20 protein-coding genes and 2 pseudogenes are annotated in these 20,463 nt (G+C 68.6%); 6 read left to right on the plus strand and 16 right to left on the minus strand.

Features of this window, described 5'->3' with window-relative positions:
- Positions 1–109 precede the first annotated feature (109 nt).
- Genes ACIQM4_RS28405 through ACIQM4_RS28430 form a run of 6 tightly spaced genes read right to left on the minus strand, consistent with a single transcriptional unit; the run spans position 110 to position 5,946 of the window.
- Positions 110–745 (minus strand): O-methyltransferase, encoded by a 636-nt coding sequence (locus ACIQM4_RS28405; protein ID WP_401597250.1) that lies wholly within the window; start codon positions 743–745, stop codon positions 110–112.
- Entirely contained in the window at positions 742–1,512 is a 771-nt protein-coding gene (locus ACIQM4_RS28410) for a sulfite exporter TauE/SafE family protein (RefSeq protein ID WP_401597253.1), read from the minus strand. The genes ACIQM4_RS28405 and ACIQM4_RS28410 overlap by 4 nt, the downstream gene beginning before the upstream one ends.
- The gene (locus tag ACIQM4_RS28415; RefSeq protein ID WP_401597256.1) at positions 1,509–2,036 is read right to left on the minus strand and encodes a cupin domain-containing protein; all 528 of its coding nucleotides are present in this window, start codon (positions 2,034–2,036) and stop codon (positions 1,509–1,511) included. Before ACIQM4_RS28415 ends, ACIQM4_RS28410 begins: the two co-directional genes overlap by 4 nt.
- 2 nt (positions 2,037–2,038) lie before the next feature.
- Positions 2,039–3,835, minus strand: coding sequence for an FAD/NAD(P)-binding protein (locus tag ACIQM4_RS28420; protein ID WP_401597259.1), 1,797 nt, complete (start codon positions 3,833–3,835; stop codon positions 2,039–2,041).
- A gap of 16 nt (positions 3,836–3,851) precedes the next feature.
- A complete protein-coding gene (locus ACIQM4_RS28425; RefSeq protein WP_401597262.1) occupies positions 3,852–5,132 on the minus strand; it encodes a pyridoxal phosphate-dependent aminotransferase in 1,281 nt (426 codons plus the stop codon).
- A gap of 55 nt (positions 5,133–5,187) precedes the next feature.
- On the minus strand, positions 5,188–5,946 hold the full coding sequence (locus tag ACIQM4_RS28430) for an iron-containing redox enzyme family protein (protein WP_401597265.1): 759 nt from the start codon (positions 5,944–5,946) through the stop codon (positions 5,188–5,190).
- A 739-nt stretch (positions 5,947–6,685) separates the two neighbouring features.
- Here ACIQM4_RS28430 and ACIQM4_RS28435 point away from each other — a divergent pair.
- Positions 6,686–6,922 (plus strand): hypothetical protein, encoded by a 237-nt coding sequence (locus tag ACIQM4_RS28435; protein ID WP_401597268.1) that lies wholly within the window; start codon positions 6,686–6,688, stop codon positions 6,920–6,922.
- Between the two features lie 277 nt (positions 6,923–7,199).
- On the opposite strand, the pseudogene ACIQM4_RS28440 reads toward ACIQM4_RS28435, so the two are convergent.
- The 4 genes and pseudogenes from ACIQM4_RS28440 to ACIQM4_RS28455 form a co-directional block, all read right to left on the minus strand.
- Positions 7,200–7,456 (minus strand): annotated as a pseudogene (locus ACIQM4_RS28440) (MerR family transcriptional regulator); the annotation flags it as partial.
- 867 nt (positions 7,457–8,323) lie between these two features.
- Entirely contained in the window at positions 8,324–8,551 is a 228-nt protein-coding gene (locus ACIQM4_RS28445) for a hypothetical protein (RefSeq protein WP_401597270.1), read from the minus strand.
- Positions 8,552–8,946: 395 nt separating this feature from the next.
- Positions 8,947–9,555 (minus strand): flavin reductase family protein, encoded by a 609-nt coding sequence (locus ACIQM4_RS28450; RefSeq protein WP_401597273.1) that lies wholly within the window; start codon positions 9,553–9,555, stop codon positions 8,947–8,949.
- 191 nt (positions 9,556–9,746) lie between these two features.
- The gene (locus ACIQM4_RS28455) at positions 9,747–10,694 is read right to left on the minus strand and encodes a LysR family transcriptional regulator (protein ID WP_401597275.1); all 948 of its coding nucleotides are present in this window, start codon (positions 10,692–10,694) and stop codon (positions 9,747–9,749) included.
- Between the two features lie 100 nt (positions 10,695–10,794).
- Between ACIQM4_RS28455 and pcaD the strand changes: the two genes are divergently transcribed.
- Positions 10,795–11,601 carry a 3-oxoadipate enol-lactonase gene (gene pcaD / locus ACIQM4_RS28460; protein ID WP_401597277.1) on the plus strand — a complete coding sequence of 269 codons (807 nt, stop codon included), beginning with the start codon at positions 10,795–10,797 and terminating at the stop codon, positions 11,599–11,601.
- A gap of 166 nt (positions 11,602–11,767) precedes the next feature.
- Here the strand turns inward: pcaD and ACIQM4_RS28465 are convergent, their stop codons facing one another.
- Positions 11,768–12,931 carry an alpha/beta hydrolase family protein gene (locus tag ACIQM4_RS28465; RefSeq protein ID WP_401597280.1) on the minus strand — a complete coding sequence of 388 codons (1,164 nt, stop codon included), beginning with the start codon at positions 12,929–12,931 and terminating at the stop codon, positions 11,768–11,770.
- Between the two features lie 85 nt (positions 12,932–13,016).
- Between ACIQM4_RS28465 and ACIQM4_RS28470 the strand changes: the two genes are divergently transcribed.
- On the plus strand, positions 13,017–13,973 hold the full coding sequence (locus ACIQM4_RS28470) for an ArsR/SmtB family transcription factor (protein WP_401597491.1): 957 nt from the start codon (positions 13,017–13,019) through the stop codon (positions 13,971–13,973).
- 52 nt (positions 13,974–14,025) lie between these two features.
- Here ACIQM4_RS28470 and ACIQM4_RS28475 read toward each other — a convergent pair.
- Positions 14,026–14,352 (minus strand): annotated as a pseudogene (locus ACIQM4_RS28475) (histidine phosphatase family protein); the annotation flags it as partial.
- A gap of 476 nt (positions 14,353–14,828) precedes the next feature.
- Positions 14,829–15,149: a hypothetical protein gene (locus tag ACIQM4_RS28480; RefSeq protein WP_401597283.1), complete on the minus strand. Its 321-nt coding sequence runs from the start codon at positions 15,147–15,149 to the stop codon at positions 14,829–14,831.
- Between the two features lie 201 nt (positions 15,150–15,350).
- Here ACIQM4_RS28480 and ACIQM4_RS28485 point away from each other — a divergent pair, with 201 nt between their 5' ends.
- A complete protein-coding gene (locus tag ACIQM4_RS28485; RefSeq protein ID WP_401597285.1) occupies positions 15,351–15,836 on the plus strand; it encodes a hypothetical protein in 486 nt (161 codons plus the stop codon).
- A gap of 379 nt (positions 15,837–16,215) precedes the next feature.
- On the opposite strand, the gene ACIQM4_RS28490 is transcribed toward ACIQM4_RS28485, so the two are convergent.
- A complete protein-coding gene (locus ACIQM4_RS28490; RefSeq protein ID WP_401597288.1) occupies positions 16,216–17,052 on the minus strand; it encodes a virginiamycin B lyase in 837 nt (278 codons plus the stop codon).
- Positions 17,053–17,514: 462 nt separating this feature from the next.
- A complete protein-coding gene (locus ACIQM4_RS28495; RefSeq protein WP_401597291.1) occupies positions 17,515–17,766 on the minus strand; it encodes a hypothetical protein in 252 nt (83 codons plus the stop codon).
- Positions 17,767–17,920: 154 nt separating this feature from the next.
- Between ACIQM4_RS28495 and ACIQM4_RS28500 the strand changes: the two genes are divergently transcribed.
- Positions 17,921–18,292, plus strand: coding sequence for a hypothetical protein (locus tag ACIQM4_RS28500; RefSeq protein WP_401597494.1), 372 nt, complete (start codon positions 17,921–17,923; stop codon positions 18,290–18,292).
- Positions 18,293–18,512: 220 nt separating this feature from the next.
- On the opposite strand, the gene ACIQM4_RS28505 is transcribed toward ACIQM4_RS28500, so the two are convergent.
- Complete coding sequence (locus ACIQM4_RS28505) at positions 18,513–19,340, minus strand: alpha/beta fold hydrolase (RefSeq protein WP_401597293.1); 828 nt, start codon at positions 19,338–19,340, stop codon at positions 18,513–18,515.
- Between the two features lie 70 nt (positions 19,341–19,410).
- Here ACIQM4_RS28505 and ACIQM4_RS28510 point away from each other — a divergent pair, with 70 nt between their 5' ends.
- A complete protein-coding gene (locus ACIQM4_RS28510) occupies positions 19,411–20,451 on the plus strand; it encodes a GlxA family transcriptional regulator (RefSeq protein WP_401597296.1) in 1,041 nt (346 codons plus the stop codon).
- Positions 20,452–20,463 lie beyond the last annotated feature (12 nt).

A 20,463-nucleotide genomic window follows, 5' to 3' on the forward strand; every position in this document is an offset into this window, starting at 1 on the left:
TCCGGGTACGGATGAGGCTGCGGATACGGGCCGATACGAAATCGGGTACGCGTACACGCGCGATACGAAGGCGAGTACGAGTGCGGTACGAAGTCGGGTACGAGTACGGCTAGGACGCGTCCCCGGACTCCTTGAGGAGCACCAACTCGCCCTTGCCCACGGGCAGCAGGACTCCGGAGAAGTCGTCCGACGCCTCGACAAGCTTGTTGAACTCCTCCAGCTGGTGGGCGTGCGAGACGGCGTTGTCGATCACGAGCAGGCAGCCGTCCGCGAGGATCCGCCGCAGCGAGTCCCACCAGCCGACGTACTGCGCGCGGTTGCTGTCCAGGAAGAGGAAGTCGTACTCGCCGGCGTCGCGCCCGGCGATGAAACGGCCCGCGTCGTCGGTGATCTGCCGGATGCGGGAGTCGAGTCCGGCGCGCCGGAAGTTCTCTCCGGCCATCTCCGCCTTTTCCTCGGCCAGTTCGACCGTGGTGACCGTGCCGCCCTCGCCCACGGCGTCGGCGAGCCAGAGCGTCGAGTAGCCGTTGGAGGTGCCGATCTCCAGGACGTTGCGCGCCTTGCACGCCTTGACGAGCACCGCGAGGAACGCGCCGGTGTCGTGCGTGATGTTGAGCATCTTGCGGCTGCGCTCGTCCGTGGACGAGTCGTTGGCCTCGCCGAATTCCTCCAGCTCGCGCAGTAACTCGGTGAAGGCCTGTTCCATGATGTGTGTCTCCTCGTCAATGAACTGATTCGGTGTCATTTGGCAAGATTCTGGACCGTGATGTAGAGGCCCAGCAGCACCAGAGCGGTACAGAGTACCGTGTGGAATTTTTCCTCGGGAATGCTGTGGCGGATCTTGTTTCCGAGCGACATTCCCAGAAATGCCGGTACCAGGGCCGCCGCCGACATGAGGAGGAGGTTCATGTCCAGGAGGTCCTGGGTGCGCAGCGACCACGCCAGGGAGACCGTCGACAGCGTAAACAGGATCCCCATGCTCTGGATCAGCTGGTCCCGCAGCAGACCGATCGACTGGAGGTAGAAAACACCCGGCACGGCCGAGGATCCGGTCATTCCGGTAAGGAATCCGTTGACCGCTCCGAGAAAGACACCGATCGGGTGATTCCACCATTTTCCCCTGATGTTCACCCGCAGTCGGAAAAGGCCGAGAATTCCGTAGACGGCGAGCCCGACGCCGAGCAGGGCGGACATCACGTTCGCCCGGAAGTAGCTCAGCGTCAGGGCCCCCGACAGGGTGAACACCGTGGCCGCCAGGAGGAACGGCCAGGTGAGCCGGATGATTCTCCGGCCGTGGCCGCCCCGGACCGCCTGGGCCACGTTGGTCAGGAACGTCGGGATGACGATCAGCGCCTTTGCGGGCTCGATACCGATCGTCGCGGTGAGCACACCGAGCACGACGGGCGGCAGGCCCAGACCGGTCAGTCCCTTGAACAGGCCGCCCACGAAGAACGTGAGGACGATCAGTACGAAGGTGGTCGGCCCGAACGGGAAGGGAGCGGCGTCGGTCACGGCTGGACGGCGGCCCTCGGGTGCTCGGCCGCGATCCCGCGGTCCACGAAGCAGCGCAGCGCCTGCACCACGTCGCCCTGTTCCTCCTCGGTCAGGACCTCGGGCCTCTCCGCCGCGAAGTGCTCGGCGAGCTTGCGGATGTCCCCCTCGCGGTTCTCGATGTACACCTCGGCGTCCGCCACGTGCGTGGCCTCACGGTCGGCGACCTTCTCCGCGAGCCCTTCGGCGGGCGGTACGAAGTTGATGTCGAACGCGCCGATCTGGAGAAGGACGTACCGCGAGCGGGTGCCGACGGGTGCTCCGTTGACGAACCGGTGCTTGTTCGTGCGGGGCACCTGGAAGACCTGGCCGGGATGCACGGTGAACACCTCGCCGGCCTCGGGGAGTTCGATGGCTATCTGCCCCCGGGAGCAGTACACCATGTCGGATACCTCGTTGTGGAAGTGGTAGGGCACCGCTTCGTGATCGAGGTTGAAGACGCTGACCCGCAGACCGTCCTGGTAGTAGAACTCTTTCATTTCCATGGTTAGCTCCGTGTTTCGGTGGTGATCAGCTCTGACTCGTCCGGGACGGTGGTGCCCTCGGGGTTGCCGGTCTGCTGCGGAATGCCTCTCGCGGTTTGCGCCCAGTCGGCGGCGACCTGTTCGGCGGCTCTCACGAAGGCCCCGGCGTAATTGTTCTCGGTCTGCCAGAACCTGACGGGGGAACCGTACGACGACAGGTGCGGCGAGGGGCCGGTGATTCCTCCCACGCGCCTGGTCACCCGGTAGTCGCCGTGCGGGTCGAGGGCGAGCCCGCCGGTGGCGTAGCCCGATTCCTCGTGACGCACGATCTCGCCCCGCCGCAGCAGGTTGCGCACGAGGGGCGAGGGGTGGCGCTCCAGGCCGAAGTCGTGCGCCTTGGCCCGTACGACGCAGTCGGCCCGCAGCCGGGAGCGCTCGCCGTCGGCCGTCTCGTGGGCGATCACGAATCCGCCGTCCTCGTGCACGCCGACCGGTGGGTCCGCGTAACCGTGCTGCACGGTGGACAGGACCCCGGCGTCCATGAGGGCGAGCAGTTTCTCCGCATTGGCCGTCGGCATCGGTACCGCGGTGCGGATGAAGTGCGTGTCGAAGTGCCGGTCGTACAGGGCTTTGTCGGCGGGTGTCAGTTCCCGGTAGAAGCACATGCGGCGTGCTTTCAGGACGAGCGTGTAGACGAGGTTGCCGTGGCGTGCGTCGTGGAGGTCGCTTACGAGCTTCTCCCTGGCCGAGGCGAAGCGGGGCTTCTCCACGTCGTGCCACCCGAGCGCCCCGTCGGTCGCCCGGCGCAGGTCCTTGTCCAGCAGGTCCAGCACGAGTTCGAGCCGCAGCTGTCCGCGGTTCCCGCTCCGGATGCCGGCCAGGGCGCCGGGGGTGAGATGGTGCAGTTCGTGGCCGGTGAGCGGGCCACGGACGGGCGGGAAGAAGCCGGAGCGCGACCCGACGACAATGTGCAGGGGCTGCGTCCCCCCTGCCGTCGGGGCGGGCCGGTAGGAGTCGATGTGCCCGTCGGCGGTGTACGTGAACGCGCCCTCGTCGCACAGGGTCATGACGGCGTCGATGCCGCTGGGCCCCATGCCCTGGACGTAGACCCGCGGGCGGTCGCCCGCACCGCGCCGCGAGCGGACGCGGTCGGCGACGGCGGGCAGGATCCTGCCCGGCGGGTAGGGCGCCGCGAGGTACCCCGGGTGTTCCGCGAGCGGGTCGCCCTGCGCGGACTGCCAGTGCCCGGTGCTCAGCAGCACCCGGTCAAGCCCGTCCAGGTCGAACTCGCGTCCCGTCGCCAGGGCGCGGAGCCGTACGGAGAATCCGTCCCGCGCGCTCCACCCGTCGACGGCCTCGTGCTCCGTGTACTGCCGTACGTCGATGCCGTGCTCCCGGGCGGTCCGTACCGCGTCCTGGAACCGGTGCTCCAGGTACAGGCCGAACAGGGCGCGCGGATAGAACTCGCCGTCCTCGGGCCGCCATTGCTCCAGGTCGATCCCGGGGTGGGTCTCCAGGACGAGTTCCGGGTGGTCGGCGACGAGCCGGGGCTTGTTCTCGGCGAGCCAGTCGACGAAGTCGTTGCCATGGATGCCCATGGTGCTCGCCTCGTTGTTGCACCGGTGCCCGAGTTGGGCGTTGTCCTTGGCGTAGGGGTATCCGGGGCCGCTGACCGGCCCCCGCTCCACCGTGGCGATCGAGACCGCCGGACGGGAGAGCGGGGACCGACGGCCGGGAGCGGTCAGTTCTCGGACCAGGTGCCACAGCGCGCAGGTTCCGGCGAATCCGGTGCCGATGACGCAGTACCTGACAGTTCCCACCGTGTTGGCTTTCAGCTCAGGACTCCAGACGGCTGAGGGCAACCCTGATGCGTGTGCCGGCTTGGCTCAGGGTGGAACCCGTACGGCCGCAGTTGATCCGTACGTAGTGGTCGAACTCCTTCTCCTGGGCGAAGTGGTTGCCGCAGATGGTGGCGACCCTCGCCTCCTCCAGCAGGAACTGGTCCGCCGTGACGTATCCGTGCTGCTGGTAGGCATGGGCGTAGTGCGACAGGTCGACGAAGAGGAAGTAGCCGCCGTCGGGGGGCCTGACCCGCAGTGCGGGCACGGACTGAAGTTCGCGGAGCATGACCTCCAGGTTCGCTCGCGCGGACCTGGCCCGTTCGGTGGCCACCTCGTCCATGTCCGGCTGGAGCGCGAGGTGCGTCGCGACCTGGCCGTAGGTGGAGGCGAACGACGTGAGGTTGACCTGGGCACGGGCGGCGGCCTCGACGATGTCGGGCGGTCCGCACAGGTAGCCGATCCGGTCGCCGTGCATGCCGTACGTCTTGCCGGGGCCGGTCACCGTCAGCGTCCACGGCCGCATCGGGGCGGGGGTCCCGTCGGGGAGGGTGGCCTCGACGGCGGCGAAGGTCCGGGCGCGCTCGCCCAGGACGTGGGCCTCGTAGGGACAGTCGAACAGGACGTAGACCGGGCTCGCGCCGTCGGACTCGCGCCGCTGGTTGTGCCGGGCGAGAACCTGGGCGAGCGCGGAGAGCTCCTGCGTGGAGTAGATCTTGCCGGTCGGGTTGACGCAGTCGCCGAGCACCACGATCTTGGTGCGGTCGTTGAGCGCCTGCGCCAGGGCCGGCGCCGTCAGCCCGTCCTCGGCCGTGACGCGGACGGTCGTCGGCACTGCCTCGTGGAGCAGCACCATGTCCGGGTAGTGGGGCCAGTTGGGCACCGGGACGACGACCTCGTCGCCCGGATCAAGCAGGGCATGGAAGGCCACGGAGATGGAGCCCTTGACGCCGCCGGGCGTCACCAGGATCTCGCTCTTCGGGTCGTAGGAGATGTCGTGCAGCCGGTTCACGCGCGCCGCGACGGACTCCCGTAGGAAGGGGAATCCCTTGATGGGGGCGAACGCGTGGAGCACCTCGGGCCGCGTACGGATGAAGTCGATCACGCCGCGGTCGATCCGGGGGTCGGCGGGTGTGTCCAGGGCGCCGATGCTGAGGTCGATGACCTGGTCCTCCGGGGCGAGCGTGCTGTTCATCGCCAGGAGTTTCGCCGCGGTGCCGTGGGTCACCGATTCGGGGATGTTCAGGATGGCGCGGGAGATTCCTCGGTTCTTCTGCACAGTCGTGCGGTCTACCTCTCCGGAGTCGTGCGGGCAGCCTCGGGGAACCGCGGACTCAGTGGGTGACGGCCTTGTGCATCGCGTTCCACATGCGCAGCTGGATGTCCAGCGTCTCCGTCGCGGCGGCGGCGATGGCCGCCACGTCCGCCTCGCTGTGGCAGTTGTTCACCACGCACTTCTTGGCGTCCGCGGCGTGTCGTTCCTCGACGCCCGCGTCGCCGACGTGGACGTTGAAGTAGACCTCGACGTCGTGGACGAACTTGTCCTGCGGCAGGTTCTTGTTGGTGTTGCGGAACGCCGTGCGGCAGATCTTGAGCATCCGGTCGGCGTGGGACTCCAGGGCCATCGCGACGCCCAGCATGCTGTGGTAGCCGGCCGTCAGCAGGTCCAGCGTGCGCTGCCGGTACTCCAGGGTCTCCGGGATGACGAGCTTGCTCTCCCGTGCCTCCTTGACCAGCATCGGAGCCACCCCGAACTCGACCTGGCCGTGCAGGTTGTGGGTGTTCTCCATCAGCACCTCGTGGCAGTGCGCCCGGTTTCCGTCGCCGGTCTCCTCGTTGAGGATGTGCGAGAACAGGACGAGGGTGTCCATGTCGTGGTGGGCCGCGGCCTGGGCGCACACGTGGGCTATGCCCTTCACGGTGCCTTCGGTGCGGTGGTAGAAGTTCGCCCGGTGGAAGTCGAACGCGTCACCGGTCCAGGGCGTTCCCTCAAGGAGCTTGAAGTACTCGTTCTCGTAGACCGGGTGCCGGTCCAGGTCATCGATGAGCGTGGTGACCGAGTCGTGAATGGCCGTGCTGGGAAACGTTGTCATGCGTGTGTCCACTCTGTTTCAGGCGCGGTTGCTTGACGGAACGACTTTGCTGAGCAAATGGAACGGGAACGCAACTGGTCGATGCACGGATCGGACCGGGGGAAGAAGGGCTCCTCCACCCGTTTCCTTGCGGACCCGGATGAGTGCTGCACCGTTCCTCCACTCGTCGGCGTACCTGCCGCCGACCCGTCACGATCATCCTGACGGACGGATCTTGGGCTCCACAGGACGGAAACTCGCCATTGCCAGCACAAACGCGGGCCGGGCGGGCGCACGGGAGAGGTGTACGCGAGGAGCGGTGCGCCTGGTCTGCGGAAACGAATACGCCCGCCAACTATCAACAACGCGATTCAGGACAGGACCGCCGCGGAGAACAAGACAGCGCTCGCACGAAGGCCGACGGGCGGAGAACTCCCCTCGCTCTTACACCCGTTCTTCGCGATGGCGATCGTTCGACGGCAGCACCGGGCCCCAACTGCGGGTTTCCCCGGCCGACCGGGACGGCGGGAGTGGCGAATACCTGTACGACCCCCGGATGCACGACCGGTCGTCCTGATCGCGCCCTTGCGAGCGATTTGAGCGCCGTCATCGCGGAACCGGGCGTCCGAACGCTTTGCGGGGAGAGGCACCCGAGCCCCGGCCCTGTACTCCCCTCACGCCTCCACCGGGGCCGTCAGCCGGCCCTCCGGCAGATCGGGCCGGGCGGGGTGCCCGTTCGGCGGTCCGGCCCTCCCGCGGCGTGCGGCCGAAGACAGCCGCCGAGGGGTGCGGGGTGCTGCGGGCGGGGACAGGCGTACGTGAGGACGGCGGGCTCAGACGCGCACTGGGTGACGAGACCCGCTCCCTGCACCAACTCGCGGCCGACCACGAGACACCGAAAGGAGCCAACGAACGCATCCGCACCACGTGGTTCGACACCACAAACTCCGAGGCTCTGCAGAAGGCACTTGACGGACTTCTCTCCGACCTCAAGTAATCAAGTGGGCAGACGAGGAGGGGCAGTTAGCGACGCGCAGCGGCCGCCACACGCGGGCTTCCCCGGACGGCCCCGAACCTCTGTAGCCGTGACACCGCATGCCCCGGCATCTGACGCATGGTCCCGGCTCCGGAGCCAACCCTCGAAGGACTTCCGGAGCCGACCACCAAGCGGAGGGGGCAGTGTTTCCGGCCTCACCCGACAGCCCCACGGGGAAGGACCGTTCGGCCGAGGCAACGCTCCTTGAGGCCCTCCCGCTCCGGTCCCGGCTGGTCGTTCAGGCCGCGGCCGTCTCGCCACGGGTGTCGTTGGGGCCGGTGGTGCGGCGGTACTCCTTGTTGATCCGCTGCGCTCGTCGAGCCGATCCTCAAGAGTCACGATCCGGCAGGCCACCTCAAGAGGGGTGCCCTGGTCGACGAGCTCGCGGGCGCCAGCGGCGATACGCAGCTGGTAGCGGGAGTAGCGGCGGTGACCGCCCGCGGAGCGCAGCGGGGTGATCAGGCGGGTCTCGCCCAGGGCGCGCAGGCCACCTGGCGGTAGGTGGGGGTATGTCGGAGGGGCCCGGTGCCATGTGGCACCGGGCCCCGAAGGAACTGCTACACCATCTGCCGGCCCTGATACTGCACCGGCCCTCTGTTTCCGCCTGTCCGACCGTGTGACGGTCGGGGTTGCGGGGATCGCGGCTGCTTGACCTCAGACCACCTCAATTTCTCGATGTCCTGCGGTACCCGGACTCAACGCACACACGTCCGGGCGATCCTGATGATGCGTGCACTCCTCCGTTCATCCCTCTGGGACCACTCAACTGAACTGCTGGTAATGCGCACTGCTGGTACTGCGGTGTTGCATACTGCTCGCGGCCTGGAAAAGCACCGCGCCGGTGACCTGGGAGAGCGTCACCTCATCTCCGGCAGCCAGCCCCGTCGCCCGTCCTGCGTCTGCTCTGGCTCAGAACCCCACTGCCGGTCTTCCCGGTGCGCGCGCCCGCAGTCGGCGCCTTCACCAGGGGTACTGCACTTGCACTGCTGGTACTGCACCTACGGGTACTGCTCCCGCGTGCACCGCGGGCTCTACCGGGTGGCGGCCCCTGATCACTGCGGGCCACCCGGTCCGGTGGTCAGTTCCGTCGCCATCTGCCACTGACCGGCTTCGCAACTCCACCACCGCACCGTCATGCGTACTTCAACTGCGGTACTGCTGCCCGGCAGTTCGTCTCTGCCAGGCCCTGCTGTCTCTCTGGGCTACGAGAGAAACCATAACCACACCCAACCCACAATGTCTACTGCCGTGAGGAGAGATTTCCGCTTGTCCGGAAGGGAGGCAAACTGTGCCCGTCTCCGGCGATGCCCTGGGCCTGGCAACCACCTCCGGAAGTACCCGGTGGCAGAGTGAACGCCGGGGTCAGGGGCACACGGAGCCCACCAGTACGGCGGGGCTCCCCGCCCACGCCTCTGTGGAGGACAACATGAAGCCCTGGCCTGCCCCGAAGAAACTGCTCCCCGGCGGGTCGGGCTCAGTGAGCACCGCGCCGGTGAGGTCCGCGTAGCGCTCGCCGAGGCCACCTCGAACCTGCAGGATCACGCCGTCGACGGGGCGCTCCTGCTGCGCGGCGTGCGAACCGCCGAGCACGCCGGCATCGAGCGAACCCTGATCTGCGCCCGGCCTCGAATACGCGACACCTGAACATGAGAGATCGCCAGTCCCAAGGCCGGAGAGTCCGGCGGGTTTGCGAGTTGCGCACCTCAGGTACAACTGCGGCAACTCGGCCTCCTGGCACGCTCATGGTCTTCGGCAGACCCTGTGCACGGGGGACCCACAAGACCACCCGACCGAGTCGCCACAAGCGCACCAATGCTCACCAAGAGCGCTCGCGGTCGCGCTCAGGCGATGCGTACGCCTGTGAGGTCCGCGCTGACGACCAGGCGAGTACGGGCAGCCTCATCGAACGCCCGGGCCACCTGGAGGGAATTGTCCGATCGAAGTGTCTGGGCGCACTACTTGGCAGGATTCGCCGGTTGGCACGCTCAGTTCGAGGCGGGCCAGTCGGCGTACCGGATGCGGCGGAGGTCGCGTATGTCTCCGACGGTGCCCCATTCGTCCTTGCCCAGCCGCGTCAGGGGCCGCAGCCGCTGCACCTCGGGATGCCCATGGTCGAGGACGGACTCATCGACAGCGGCGTGCACTACCCGCCCGAAGACGACGGTGGAGTCGCCGAGCAGGAGCGTGCTGTGAAGTTCGCACTCGAGCGCCACGGGCGACCCGGCGACGCGCGGCGCCCTCACCCGCGCACTGGGCTCCCGAGCCACTCCCACCGCGTCGAACTCGCTCACGCCGGGCGGGAAGTCCGTAGCGGTCTTGTTGATCTCCTCAATGAACGGCTCGGACGCCAGGTTGATCACGAACTGCCCGGTGGACTCGACATTGCGCAGGGAGTCCTTGCGACCTACCGAGGTGAACTGCACGATCGGCGGTGTGACCGACGAGATCGTGAAAAATGAGTGCGGGGCGAGGTTGTCCACACCGTCGGCGGAGACGGTCGACACCCAGGCGATGGGGCGGGGCACCACAGTCGACGTAAGCAGGCGGTAGACCTCCGTCCGATCGAGAAGTTCCGGGTCGTATTCACTGCGCATAACAGCGATTATCCGGTGCCTGCACGATGGTCCCGGCCGACCGGGACGTGATCCTGATCATGCGGGCACCGGGCCGGGAATGCCCAGCGTCCTGCGTGATGATTCAGGACTACTCCCGCCACAAGGGCCACGCCGACCGCATAAGAGAGCGGACCGTGTTCATGGCGCGCATCGGCCAAGCTCCGGCAACGTCACCTGTCGCGTTCCGGCGCCTGTTTCACCCCGGGTACACGGCCGAGCGTCGGCTTCAGGACCGGTGCGTGGCGGGCCAAGAAGTTCCACAGCTGGTCGGCGACCGGCCCGTGCGGACGGTCGCGCCGTCGCGCCGCCGAGAGTTCTTCGACCACACCGGGAAAGTGCTGACCGGCAATGGAAAGCAGGCTTCCATTGCGCAGCTCGGTCTCGATCATGAACCGCGGCACGTGTCCCCACGCCATGCCGTGCAAGATCAGCTCCTTCTTCATGAGGTGGTCCGGAACAGAGGTCTGGGGCGCGCCCTCCACCAGGAAGTGGCCCTGTTCGGACGGATGCCGCGACGAGTCCCGGACCACGCATTGAGTGAGGGCCTGCATCCGCTGCGGTGTGATGTCGGCGTCCGGAGGGAAGGGCAGGAAGCCGGGCGCCACGACGGGCACCAGGGCGACGCGGCCGAGATCGATCCACTCCATCCGGACGTCGCTCTTGAGGACGCGGTGCACGATGAGGTCGGCTTCGTCCTCCAGCAGTCGCTCCCAGGGACCGGTGACGGTCTCGAACAGCAGGTGCAGTCGTGTCTGCGGGCGCCGGCCGAAGAAGCTGCCGAGTATTTCCAGCACTGGTGGAAGCGGGCACAGGTCGCCGAGCGCCACGCGCAGCTCGGACTCCTCACCCATCGCCAACTGCGCGGCGTAGGCCTGCAGTTCCTCGGCGTCGTGCAGCAGGACGCCCACCTTGCGGTGGAAGGCCTGCCCGGCCTCGGTCGGCTGAACCCGATAGCCCGAGCGATCCAGCAGGACCAGACCCAGCTGACGCTCCAGCTTGGCTACCGCTGCGAACACGGAAGGGTGCGAGCGGTGCAACAGATCGGCGGCGGCCTGGAAGCCGCCGCCGCGCACAACGGCATTGAAGCACTGCAATTCATGGAGCGTAAAGTTCGACATTGTCCAGAGAACCTACAGTGTAATTCCGACCTTTGTAATAGATATCTTCAGGCAGTGTTCCTAGGCTGAGCGCAATAGCCGCTGGACCACTGGAGTTCACATGCCTTCTCGAACCCGCCCTGCCATCACCACCGGAGACGGTGTCCGCATCGCCTACCGCTTCGACGGTGACGAGAACAAGCCCGTGCTGCTGCTCTCGAACTCCATCGGCACCGACCTCCACATGTGGGATGGTCAGGTGCCGGCACTGACCGAGCACTTCCGGCTGCTGCGCTACGACGCACGCGGCCACGGCGCCTCCGGTGTCCCGAGCGGCCCGTACTCCATTGACCGGCTGGGGCGCGATGTGGTGGAGCTTCTGGATGCCCTGGGCCTGCAACGGGTGCACGTGCTGGGGCTGTCTCTGGGGGGAATGGTCGCGCAGTGGCTGGGGATCCATGTTCCGGAGCGTGTCGACCGACTGGTGCTCTCCAACACCGCCGCGTACCTCGGCCCGGCGAATCAGTGGGATCGGCCGATCGCCGAACTGCTGGAGGCCCCGGACATGCAGGTCACCGCGGAGATGTTCCTGAACAACTGGTTCCCGGCCCGCATGCTGCGGGGCGACAACGAGGTTGTCGAGGGTTTCCGCCGCACTCTGCTGGCCACGCGACGCGAGGGTGTGGCCGGCAGCTGGGCCGCGGTGCGTGACTACGACCTGCGCCGCACGGCGACACTCATCCAGAACCCGACCTTGGTCATCGCGGGCGAGCACGACACCGTCACGTCGGCCGACCACGGCAAACAGCTCGCCGCGACCGTACCCGGGGCGCGGTTCACTGTCCTGCCCACGGTGCACATGGCGAACGTCGAAGGGCAGACAAGGTTCTTGGAGGTTGTGGTGGCGTTCCTTACCGAAGGGTCTTGATCAGCAACGAAAAGCGAAGGGTGGGCCGCACTCCGGCAGAGGTCCACCTGACTTTCTGAACAGCGGTGATGCGCTGACCACTTGAGCTCGCCATCGGTTGACGGCAGACGATCGACGCCCTGTTGTTCGGCAGCGGAGGGCCACTGGCCGCCCCTTCAAGGTTCCGCTACAACAGATGGCGGGCGAAGAAGGCCCCTACCCGGCGCCGGACCTCAGCGAGTGCCATCACCGGGTCGGCGGTGCCGATGAGCGCGGCACGCGCTGTCGCTGTTACAAGACCGGCCATCTGGAGCCGTGCGACGAGCGAGCCGTAGTCGGTGAACGCCCAGTGGTTCGCGTCGGCAAGCAGCATGCGGCGGCCGGGGAGGCCCGCCCAGGAGGACTCGATACGGGCGGCGCCCTCGAATCCGTCGGTGCGGAACAGCAGCAGTGGCCGGTCGACCTCGGCCGGCGTCGGATACAGGTCGAGGTAGCCCTCCAGGTTCACGACCGCGCCGACCCGGCGGTCGCCGCAGGCTGCGTACACCGCCGCCGTGCCGCCTGCGGAGTGCCCGTACAACCCGACCCGGCGGAAGTCCATGACCGGTGCGGGAGGCAGGTCGCTCAGCCGGTCCAGGACCAGGCGGAGGTCCGCGACCCGGGTGTCTGTCATCGTGCGGAAGGTCGCCGGGTCCGGCGCTCCGGTCAGGACGGTCGTTCGTATCCCGGTCGGCAGTTCCACCTGAGAAGCATCGCCGGGGTGGTCGACGAGGACGACCACCCGGCCGTGGCTCGCCAGGTCCTCGGCGAGGGTCGTGCCGAGCGTGCGGGAGTCACCCCCGCCGGGTGAGTACACCAGTACCGGCCGCCGTCCGGGCAGCGGCGGCGCGTTCACGTACCCGTGGGTGAGGACCGCACCCCAGTCCACCGCTCCCGGCTCCGGCAGTCCCGGGTGCACGCGCGGCGCGTACTCGGCGAACACCCCGGCCTCGGCCGGGGTGAGCTGCGGGGCCCGGGAGAGGCCGCGTACCGATCGGGCCGGGTAGAGGACGGTCAGCATCAACTCCCGCGTGCCACCCACCCACGGGTCATTACGGGCGGGGTCCGTCAGATGGACCCTTTGGATGCCTACGGGGTACGGGCCGGCGGGCGCGGGCAGCCGGAGGGACGAGCCGTTGCCGGAGGCGGACGCAGCCGCGGGCAGCCGGAGGGACGGGCCGTTGCCGGAGGCGGACGCAGCCGCGGGCAGCCGGAGGGACGCGCCGTTGCCGGAGGCGGACGCAGCCGCGGGCAGCAGGGCGGCGGCACTCCCGAACAGGGTGCCTTGCAGAAGAGTGCGTCGAGAAGTCATACGAACATCCTTGGGGCGGGAGCCGTTACGGTGCGAAGGTTCAGGCCCTGACCGAAAGGCTGGCCGAGGACGAGGAGTTGTGAGCGTGCTGCGAATCCGGTTCACCGCGCAGGACTTCGCCCGGACCCGCTTCGCGCCCCGTCCGGCGCCGCTCCAGGAGCTGCACGCCGCCCTGACGACAGCCGTGACCCAGCAGGGCGGGCCGCTGTTCGCGCCGTGGCGCGGCCGTGTTCTGCGCTCCCTCCCGGCCGCGACTGAGCCGCTCGCCGACCTGGTTCCGGCGGGCCGCCCGCCTTCCTTCCTCGACGTCCTCGGCGACACCATGGCCGACGGCTTCGAACGGATCCGCGCCGCCGGCCCCGGTCTCGTCCGCTCCGAATTGGAGCGGGTTCACGGGGCGGCGCCCGCCCCTCGCTGGATCCACGGCCTGCACGCGGGCGACGAGCCGGCCTGGCGCACTTTGCACCGCGCCCAGTTGGCCGCGTACGAGACGGTCCTCGCCCCGGTCTGGTCCGTCGTACAGGACCTGCACCGCGAGGAGTTCACCCACTACGCCCTGACGGTCGCCGAGCACGGCGTGGCCGCAACCCTGACCGGCCTGGCCCCGGGCAGCCGACTCCACGAGGATGTGTGGGAGTGGCCCGGCCCGGCGCCGGACCGCGACGTCCGCCTCGACGGGCGCGGCCTGGTTCTGCTGCCCACCTTCCACCACCCGGCGGGCCCACTTCTTCAGGAGACCCCGGGCCGTCCCGCAGTCCTGACCTACCCCGCCGGCCCCGGGCTCCCGCCCACCGCAGGGGGCCCGGTCGTTCCCGCAGAGACCCTGGCCGCCGTCCTGGGCCGCACCCGACGGGCCGCCCTGCGCCTCCTCGCCGAGCCGCACACAACAACGTCCCTGGCCCGCGCCCTCCACGTCAGCAACGCGACGGCCTCGTCCCACGCGGCCGCGCTCAGATCGGCAGGCATGGCGACGACAACCCGCACAGGCCGCTCGGTCACCCACCGGCGCACGTCCCTCGGCACACTCGTTGCGGGCACCTGACCGACCGTAGTTCTCCCTTGTCTCCTGAGGGTCCGGGCACTGGCCAGCTCGGTCAGATGTGGAGTTCGGGCGGGAAGCCGGTCCAGCGCAGTTCTGCGGGCAGGTGCTGCCTGTCGTTGCAGAAGAGCACGGAGGCCGGCTTGCCGGGTGCGTAGCGGATGACCGTCAGAGCCGCGTTGCTGTGATTGAGGCCCATCCAGCGCCACTCGGGCGCATCGAGGGCCGCCCGGATGAGCCAGCCGATGAGGAAATTGTGTGTGACGACCAGTTCATGACGGGGGTGATCGCCGTCGACCGGACCTGTGAATTTCGCAAGTGCTTCCCGCGCCAGTGATCCACCGTTGCGTTCCTCTTGCGGAAACTGGGCGAGGAAGCTGAGCCCGACGCCGTCACGGCAAGGCCGACGCCATCGACGCCAAGGCCGCCCGTCCGCACCGTGCTGACCGGACGAGCCACCGCCGCGGCGAAGGCCGACGACGGTCCAGTCGAGGTGCCCCGGCTGTTCAGCCGTCGAAGGGGTCCGCGATCAGGTCCAGGATCCACGCGATCAACCAGCTCAACAGCCTCTTGGTCTCAGCTGACTCCGCCCCCCCCCCGCGAGTTACTGGACGGGCCGCGGGTACTGGACGGGCTGAGCAACGCGCACCTGTCCAAGCGGTGCGCCGACCTCGATCCCCAGCACACAAGGGCGTTGGCCAGGGCCGCCCGCCACACCTTGAGGCTGCTGGCCCGCCACACCCGGCACCTGACCGAGGAGGTCGACGACCTCAACAAGCGGATAGCCGAGGCCGTCGAAGTCAACACACCGCCACAGTGCCCAACGAATGGCTCTGACCAGCGTTTTCCCTCCACCCTCTAGCCGTTCTCCCGGCCCGGCAGAGGCGCGCCGCCCAGGAAGGCGTCATAGGCATCGGCGGCGTCCGAATCGACCTCGGGGTCTGAGGGGGCGAAGCGAGTGTCGGCGCGGTCCCGCTTGGGACCGGAGACCCAGAACTCCTCGCCGGTCTCGATGTCGTAGAAGTTCGCATCGAACATCCCCCCTGCACGGCGCAGCGTCCGCCCGTGGAAGTACGCGGTCCCCCACGTCTTCGAAAAGTCCACCCACCCGATCCACGAGGGCCCGCGGTCGGTGTCGTAGCCCGTCTTCAGCTGCACGAACATGATTCGTCGAGGCATACGCTCAGGGTGGCAGGCTCCCCCGGGGACCTCACCAGCATTTTCGCCACACGTCCTGGGCGTCCGAGAAGCGCTCTATAAGTCGCCTTCATTCTGGGCTGCAGAAGAACGCCGTCCAACGCCCCTGGCCCTGCCGGGAATTCTCATTGACAAGGAGCACGTCGGCGGCGACGCATCCCTGCGGGGCCGCATAATGCGCGAATGGACATGATCGCGGCATGGTGCGGGTTCGTGGGTGCCTGGGTACTGGTGGCCGGCCCGGTCTATCAGGGCACGGTCGAGATGAGTGGCGTCACCCGGGTCCGGTCTGCCGTCAGAACGCAGGCGCAGGACGTTGCTCATCCCGAGCGGGTCTCGCCGTGGTGGTGGCTGCTCCCACCGGTCGCGTACGTGATGACCCACCGCAAGGAGAGTGCGTGGCAGCAGCAGGTCATGGCGTCCCTGACACCCGAGCAGCGCACCGAGTTCTTGGCCCTCTCCAACAAGGGCGCCGGCTGGTTCATGGTCGGCAGCGGGGCCATGCTGATCGGCTTCAAGGAAGCCGTGGAGCTGGTGGAAATCCTCCACTGGCCACCGCCGACCGCCCTCGCACTGGTGCTCCTCGCGGCCGGCGCAGCTCTGGGGTACACGGTCTACCGGGTGCATCTGACCCAACAGACCCTGCACGTCAGCGAAACGCATCACTGACCCGTCCGCCACTCACTTGCACCAGCAGACTGCCCGCACGATGCGGTTCGGCAGGCCGGGCCCTCCCGGAGGGCATCAGGGGGTCACCCGGGGCACGGCCGGGGCTCCCGGACGCTCCGGAGCCCGCGCGGCACACAGGTCCACGGGCCGACCATCACGCTTACTGCACCGGCGGGTGCCCCCTGCCGTTGCCGCTACTTGGGGCACCGTCCTGCGCCACAATGCCGATTCCCGGGAACTCCGAAGCGAGTGCGCGCCACATTACTTCCTCGTTCCGCAGATTCTTCTCTCTGCTGCGCGGACTGCCCCAGACACGGGCGAGACGCTCCGGGATCTCTGGCCAGGGGATGGCCTTCGGGTTCCAAGTGCTCGCGCTCGTCTACTCGCTGTGACGCGTCAGGGCGCCGGACTCCATCGCGACCCAGATCGCTCCGTCCGGGCCGACGGTCAGCCCGTGGGGTTCGGCGCCCTCCAGCGGGAACTCCTGGATCTTCCCGTCGGTCGTGACGCGGGCCAGCGTGCCGGCGCCCCACTGGGTGAGCCAGAGCGCACCGTCCGGTCCTGCCACGATGGCGTGTGGCCGGGCGGCACGGTCAGGCAGCGGGAACTCGGTGATCGCGCCCGAGGTGTCGATCCGGCCGACCTGACCGGCGCCGATCTCCACGAACCACAGCGCGTCGTCCGGCCCCGCGCAGATGCCGACCGGCGCCGCGCCCGGTGTGGGCAGCGGGTAGGTCGACACCTCGCCGCGGATCGTGATGCGGCCGATCGCATTGCCCTGGTTGAGCGTGAACCACAGCGCACCGTCCGGCCCCGCCACGATCGCCGAGGGCATCGCGCCCGTACCGGGCAGTGGGTGCGAGGAGACCTCTCCGTCCAAGGTGATCCGCCCGATCCGGTCGTCCCGCAGCTGTGTGAACCACATGGATCCGTCGGGACCCGCCGTGATGCCGTACGGCGAGGCCACTTCGAAAGCGGTGATCGCGCCGTCCACGGTGATCCGCCCGATCCGGCCACCGACGAACTCGGTGTACCACAACGCGCCGTCACTCCCCACGGCGATCACAGTGGGCTGGCCGTCCGCAGGGTCCAGCTGAAAGATCGCGGGCTCCTCGCCGGGGACAACCCGCCCGATCCGGCCCTGATGAACCACCGTGAACCACAGGGCGCCATCGGGACCGGTGACGACGCCGTAAGGAGAACCATCGATCAACATGCGTAAGCCCCCGAGAGTGAGATTTCCGTGCTGGTGAACCGGCGCCGCAGCGCCCGGTCATGTGCGACGGCGACGAGTGCCCTACCGTAACCGTCGAGCGCCTGCTCAAGCTCGTGCCGGCCTTGAGCCCGAGCATCACTGGACGGAACGGGCCGGACGCCGGCAGCGCCCGGGCCTGCCCGCCGTAGGTGAGGAAGCTGGACATCGACCACTTGGTCGCGCTTCCGAAGCGTGGGACTCGGGGGCCTCTGCGCGGTCGCTCGCGCGGTGGCAGGCGTACGCGAACGACTCGGGAGACTCCCGGAGCCTCCTGGCGGGCACCGCAGGCACCGCAGGCACCGCAGGCACCGCAGGCACCGCAGGCACCTCGGGCACCTCGGGCACCAACCGCAGCAAGAGCGACCAGGACCCCACGGCGTGGCAGCCACCGTTCGAAGGCGCGCAGTGTGCGTACGTCGCGAACTACGGGCTGTCTCGAAACCCCCAGCGTATTAGCCCGTAGATGAGTACGGCCACGGCGCTGGGGGCACTCAGAATGGCCATCGTGGTGCCGTCATCGGCGCCACCGAAGGCGAAGGCGGCGGCCGTTCCGGACACGGCGAGGGCCAGCAGCCACGGCGCCAGAAACCTGGTGCGCTCCGCGAACAGGAGAACGATCGGGCCTCCCCAGGACACGAGGACGACGATGAATCCGGCGATGAGGACATAGACCATGAGATCCCCAGTGTGGCTCCGTGCGGACCGGTACTCCAGCCGGACCTCGGTTGCCGCGCCGGCGCGAGCGTTCGTACTCTCCGATCCGGAACGCGCTCACATGTAGCGTCTTGCCGGCGAACTGCCTCCCGAAATCGTAGCGCCCGGCACGGCGATCCGGCCGGGGCTCCTGCGCGTGCTTCACAGCCTTGAGGACACCATGCCTGCCACCGTTCACGACGGGCACCTGGACCTGCTGGCGTGCAACGCCGCTGCCACCGACCTCTTCGGACCGCTCCCTGACAGCAACCAGTGCCGCATTCGGCGACCACTGGAAGCGCGGCGAGGCCGGAGCCCCGCGATCCGCCGCCAAACGCGTCGTTCACCATCACGTAGGTGCGCGTCACGCCCATTTGCGCTGCTTCGAGTGCCAGGCGCCGCCGCTCCACGGCCACTCGTAAATGCGACAACCGCCCTGCCAGAGAGCGCAGTTCGCAGAGTGGGCGGGCCAGGGCGCCGAAGAGTCCGTTCTGCCAGCCAGCAGTAACAACCCGGAACGCCGATGCGGTCGGCCAACAGGCCTGCGCACGGCGGGTGTTGGCGCTGGCGCCGGATCCGTCGGATCTGCTTTTTCAGACGCCGGTTGGGACGTCTGCGTCATCCTCACACCGTCCGCGCACCGGAGGTGCCATACAGAGTGCCGAGGGAGAGATCGAGGCCCTGGGGAGGCTGACCGGGCGTCCGGTCCGCCGACTGTACGAGCTCCTCTACGCCCGGAAGAAGTCGGCGAGCGCACGGCCGATGAGGTCGGGGGCGTTTTCCATGGGGATGTGGTCCGCGTGCGGGATGCGAACCAGCGTGGTGCGAGGTATCTCTGAGGCGAATCGTTCGGCGTACGCCACAGTCTCGTGGCGGTCGTCCTCGCCCCAGATCAGCAGCTTGGGCACCGTCGACCGCTGCAGCGCGGGAACGAGGTCCAGGGTGTAGCGGTTGTCGGCCGCGCTCGCCAGGGCCGTCCAGGAGCGGCGCACCCGCTCATCGGTCCATGGATCTGCGTAGTCCGCGATCAACGACTGTGTGGCGGCGCCGGCCAGTGCGCCCGCAATCGCCCGCCGGCGGGCGGTGAGCACGCCCTCGCCCGTTTCCGCGTCCCGGAATTGGGCCACGTGGGGCGCGGGCCAGGAATCGTAGAGGACCGAGTTCACCAATGCGAACCGCGGCACTTCGAGCAGCTCGTGGGCAACGAGGTGCTGGGTGATGGCACCGCCGATGTCATGTCCTGCCAGAGCGATGGGGCCGCAGAGGTGCAGCGCGGAGACGAACCGCGTCATCCAGTCGGCGAGGGCCGGAACCGCGCCCGTTGCCACGGTGAGTTGGCCTGCTGAGCGCCCCAGCCCGGGGAGGTCTACCGCGAGGGGCCGCAGCCCCGCGTCGGCGAGGTGGCCCAGCACGGGGAGCCAGACACGGCTCCAGTACGTACCGTGCAGCATCAGCAGGGGCGGGGCGTCCTGCCGGCCTGCGGTCAGGTAGCTCGCCGGCTCGCCGTCGACCTGGACTGCGGCCCTCAGCACTCTCGTTTCGCTGGTGTCACTCATGGGTCCACCGTGCCCCGTGCGGGCCACCCGGCCGAGTGTCCGGAAAGACACCTGAGGGTACATTCTTGCCATGCGTCCGCATCGGGTGGTGGCCCTGCTGAACCCGCCTCAGTCGACCTTCGAACTCTCCTGCGCCGCCGAGATCTTCGGGAACGTCGCTCAGAACGAGCCGCCCCGCTACAGCTTCGGGATCTGCGCCGAGCGCCCCGGCCCGCTGGTGACCACAGCCGGCTACGAGGTGGTCGTCGACGCCGGACTGGAGGCCATGGAGCAGGCGGACACCGTGGTCGTCCCCGGCTGGCAACCGCCCGGAGCCCCCGCGCCGGCGAGCATCATCGCGGCGCTGCGATCCGCCCACCGACGCGGGGCGCGGGTCGTCGCCCTCTGCACGGGAGCCTTCGTTCTCGCCCAGGCCGGACTGCTCGACGGCCGCCGCGCCACCACCCACTGGCGCGACACCGCGCGTCTCGCCAGCGCTTTCCCCTCGGTACACGTCGAAGAGGACGTGCTCTTCGTGGATCACGGCGACGTGGCCACGAGCGCCGGAACTGGTGCGGGCATCGACCTGTGCCTGCATCTGGTCCGTTCCGACCACGGCGCGGGACACGCGGCCCGCATCGCCAGAAACATGGTCCTGCCGCCGCACCGGGAGGGCAGCCAACTCCAGTACGCCGCACGGCCCGCACCGGCCAAGGCGGACGAGTCGCTGGCACCACTGCTGGAGTGGGCCGTTACCCACCTCGACACCCGGCTGACTCTCGACCGGCTCGCCGAACGCGCCGGGCTTTCCAGCCGGACCCTGGCCCGGCGCTTCACCGACCAACTCGGCACCAGCCCGGGACAGTGGCTGCTCGGCCAACGCATCGATGCGGCACGTGCCTTGCTGGAGCAAACCGATCTCCCGGTCGAAGCCGTCGCCGCCCGCGTCGGAATCACCCCCGCCGTGAACCTGCGCCGCCGGTTCCGAGCACGTCTGGGCACCACCCCCGGTGCCTACCGACGCACCTTCAGCTCTCCTGGCCGGCCACGCCAGGCGGAGATCGATCAGAGGGGCGGCGGCCCGTCGCTCCAAGGCCGCCCAGCAGACTCCGCTCAGGAACGGGACGGCTAACAGCGCCAGGGA

The organism is Streptomyces sp. NPDC091272, assembly GCF_044757485.1.
Taxonomy (GTDB): Bacteria; Actinomycetota; Actinomycetes; order Streptomycetales; family Streptomycetaceae; genus Streptomyces.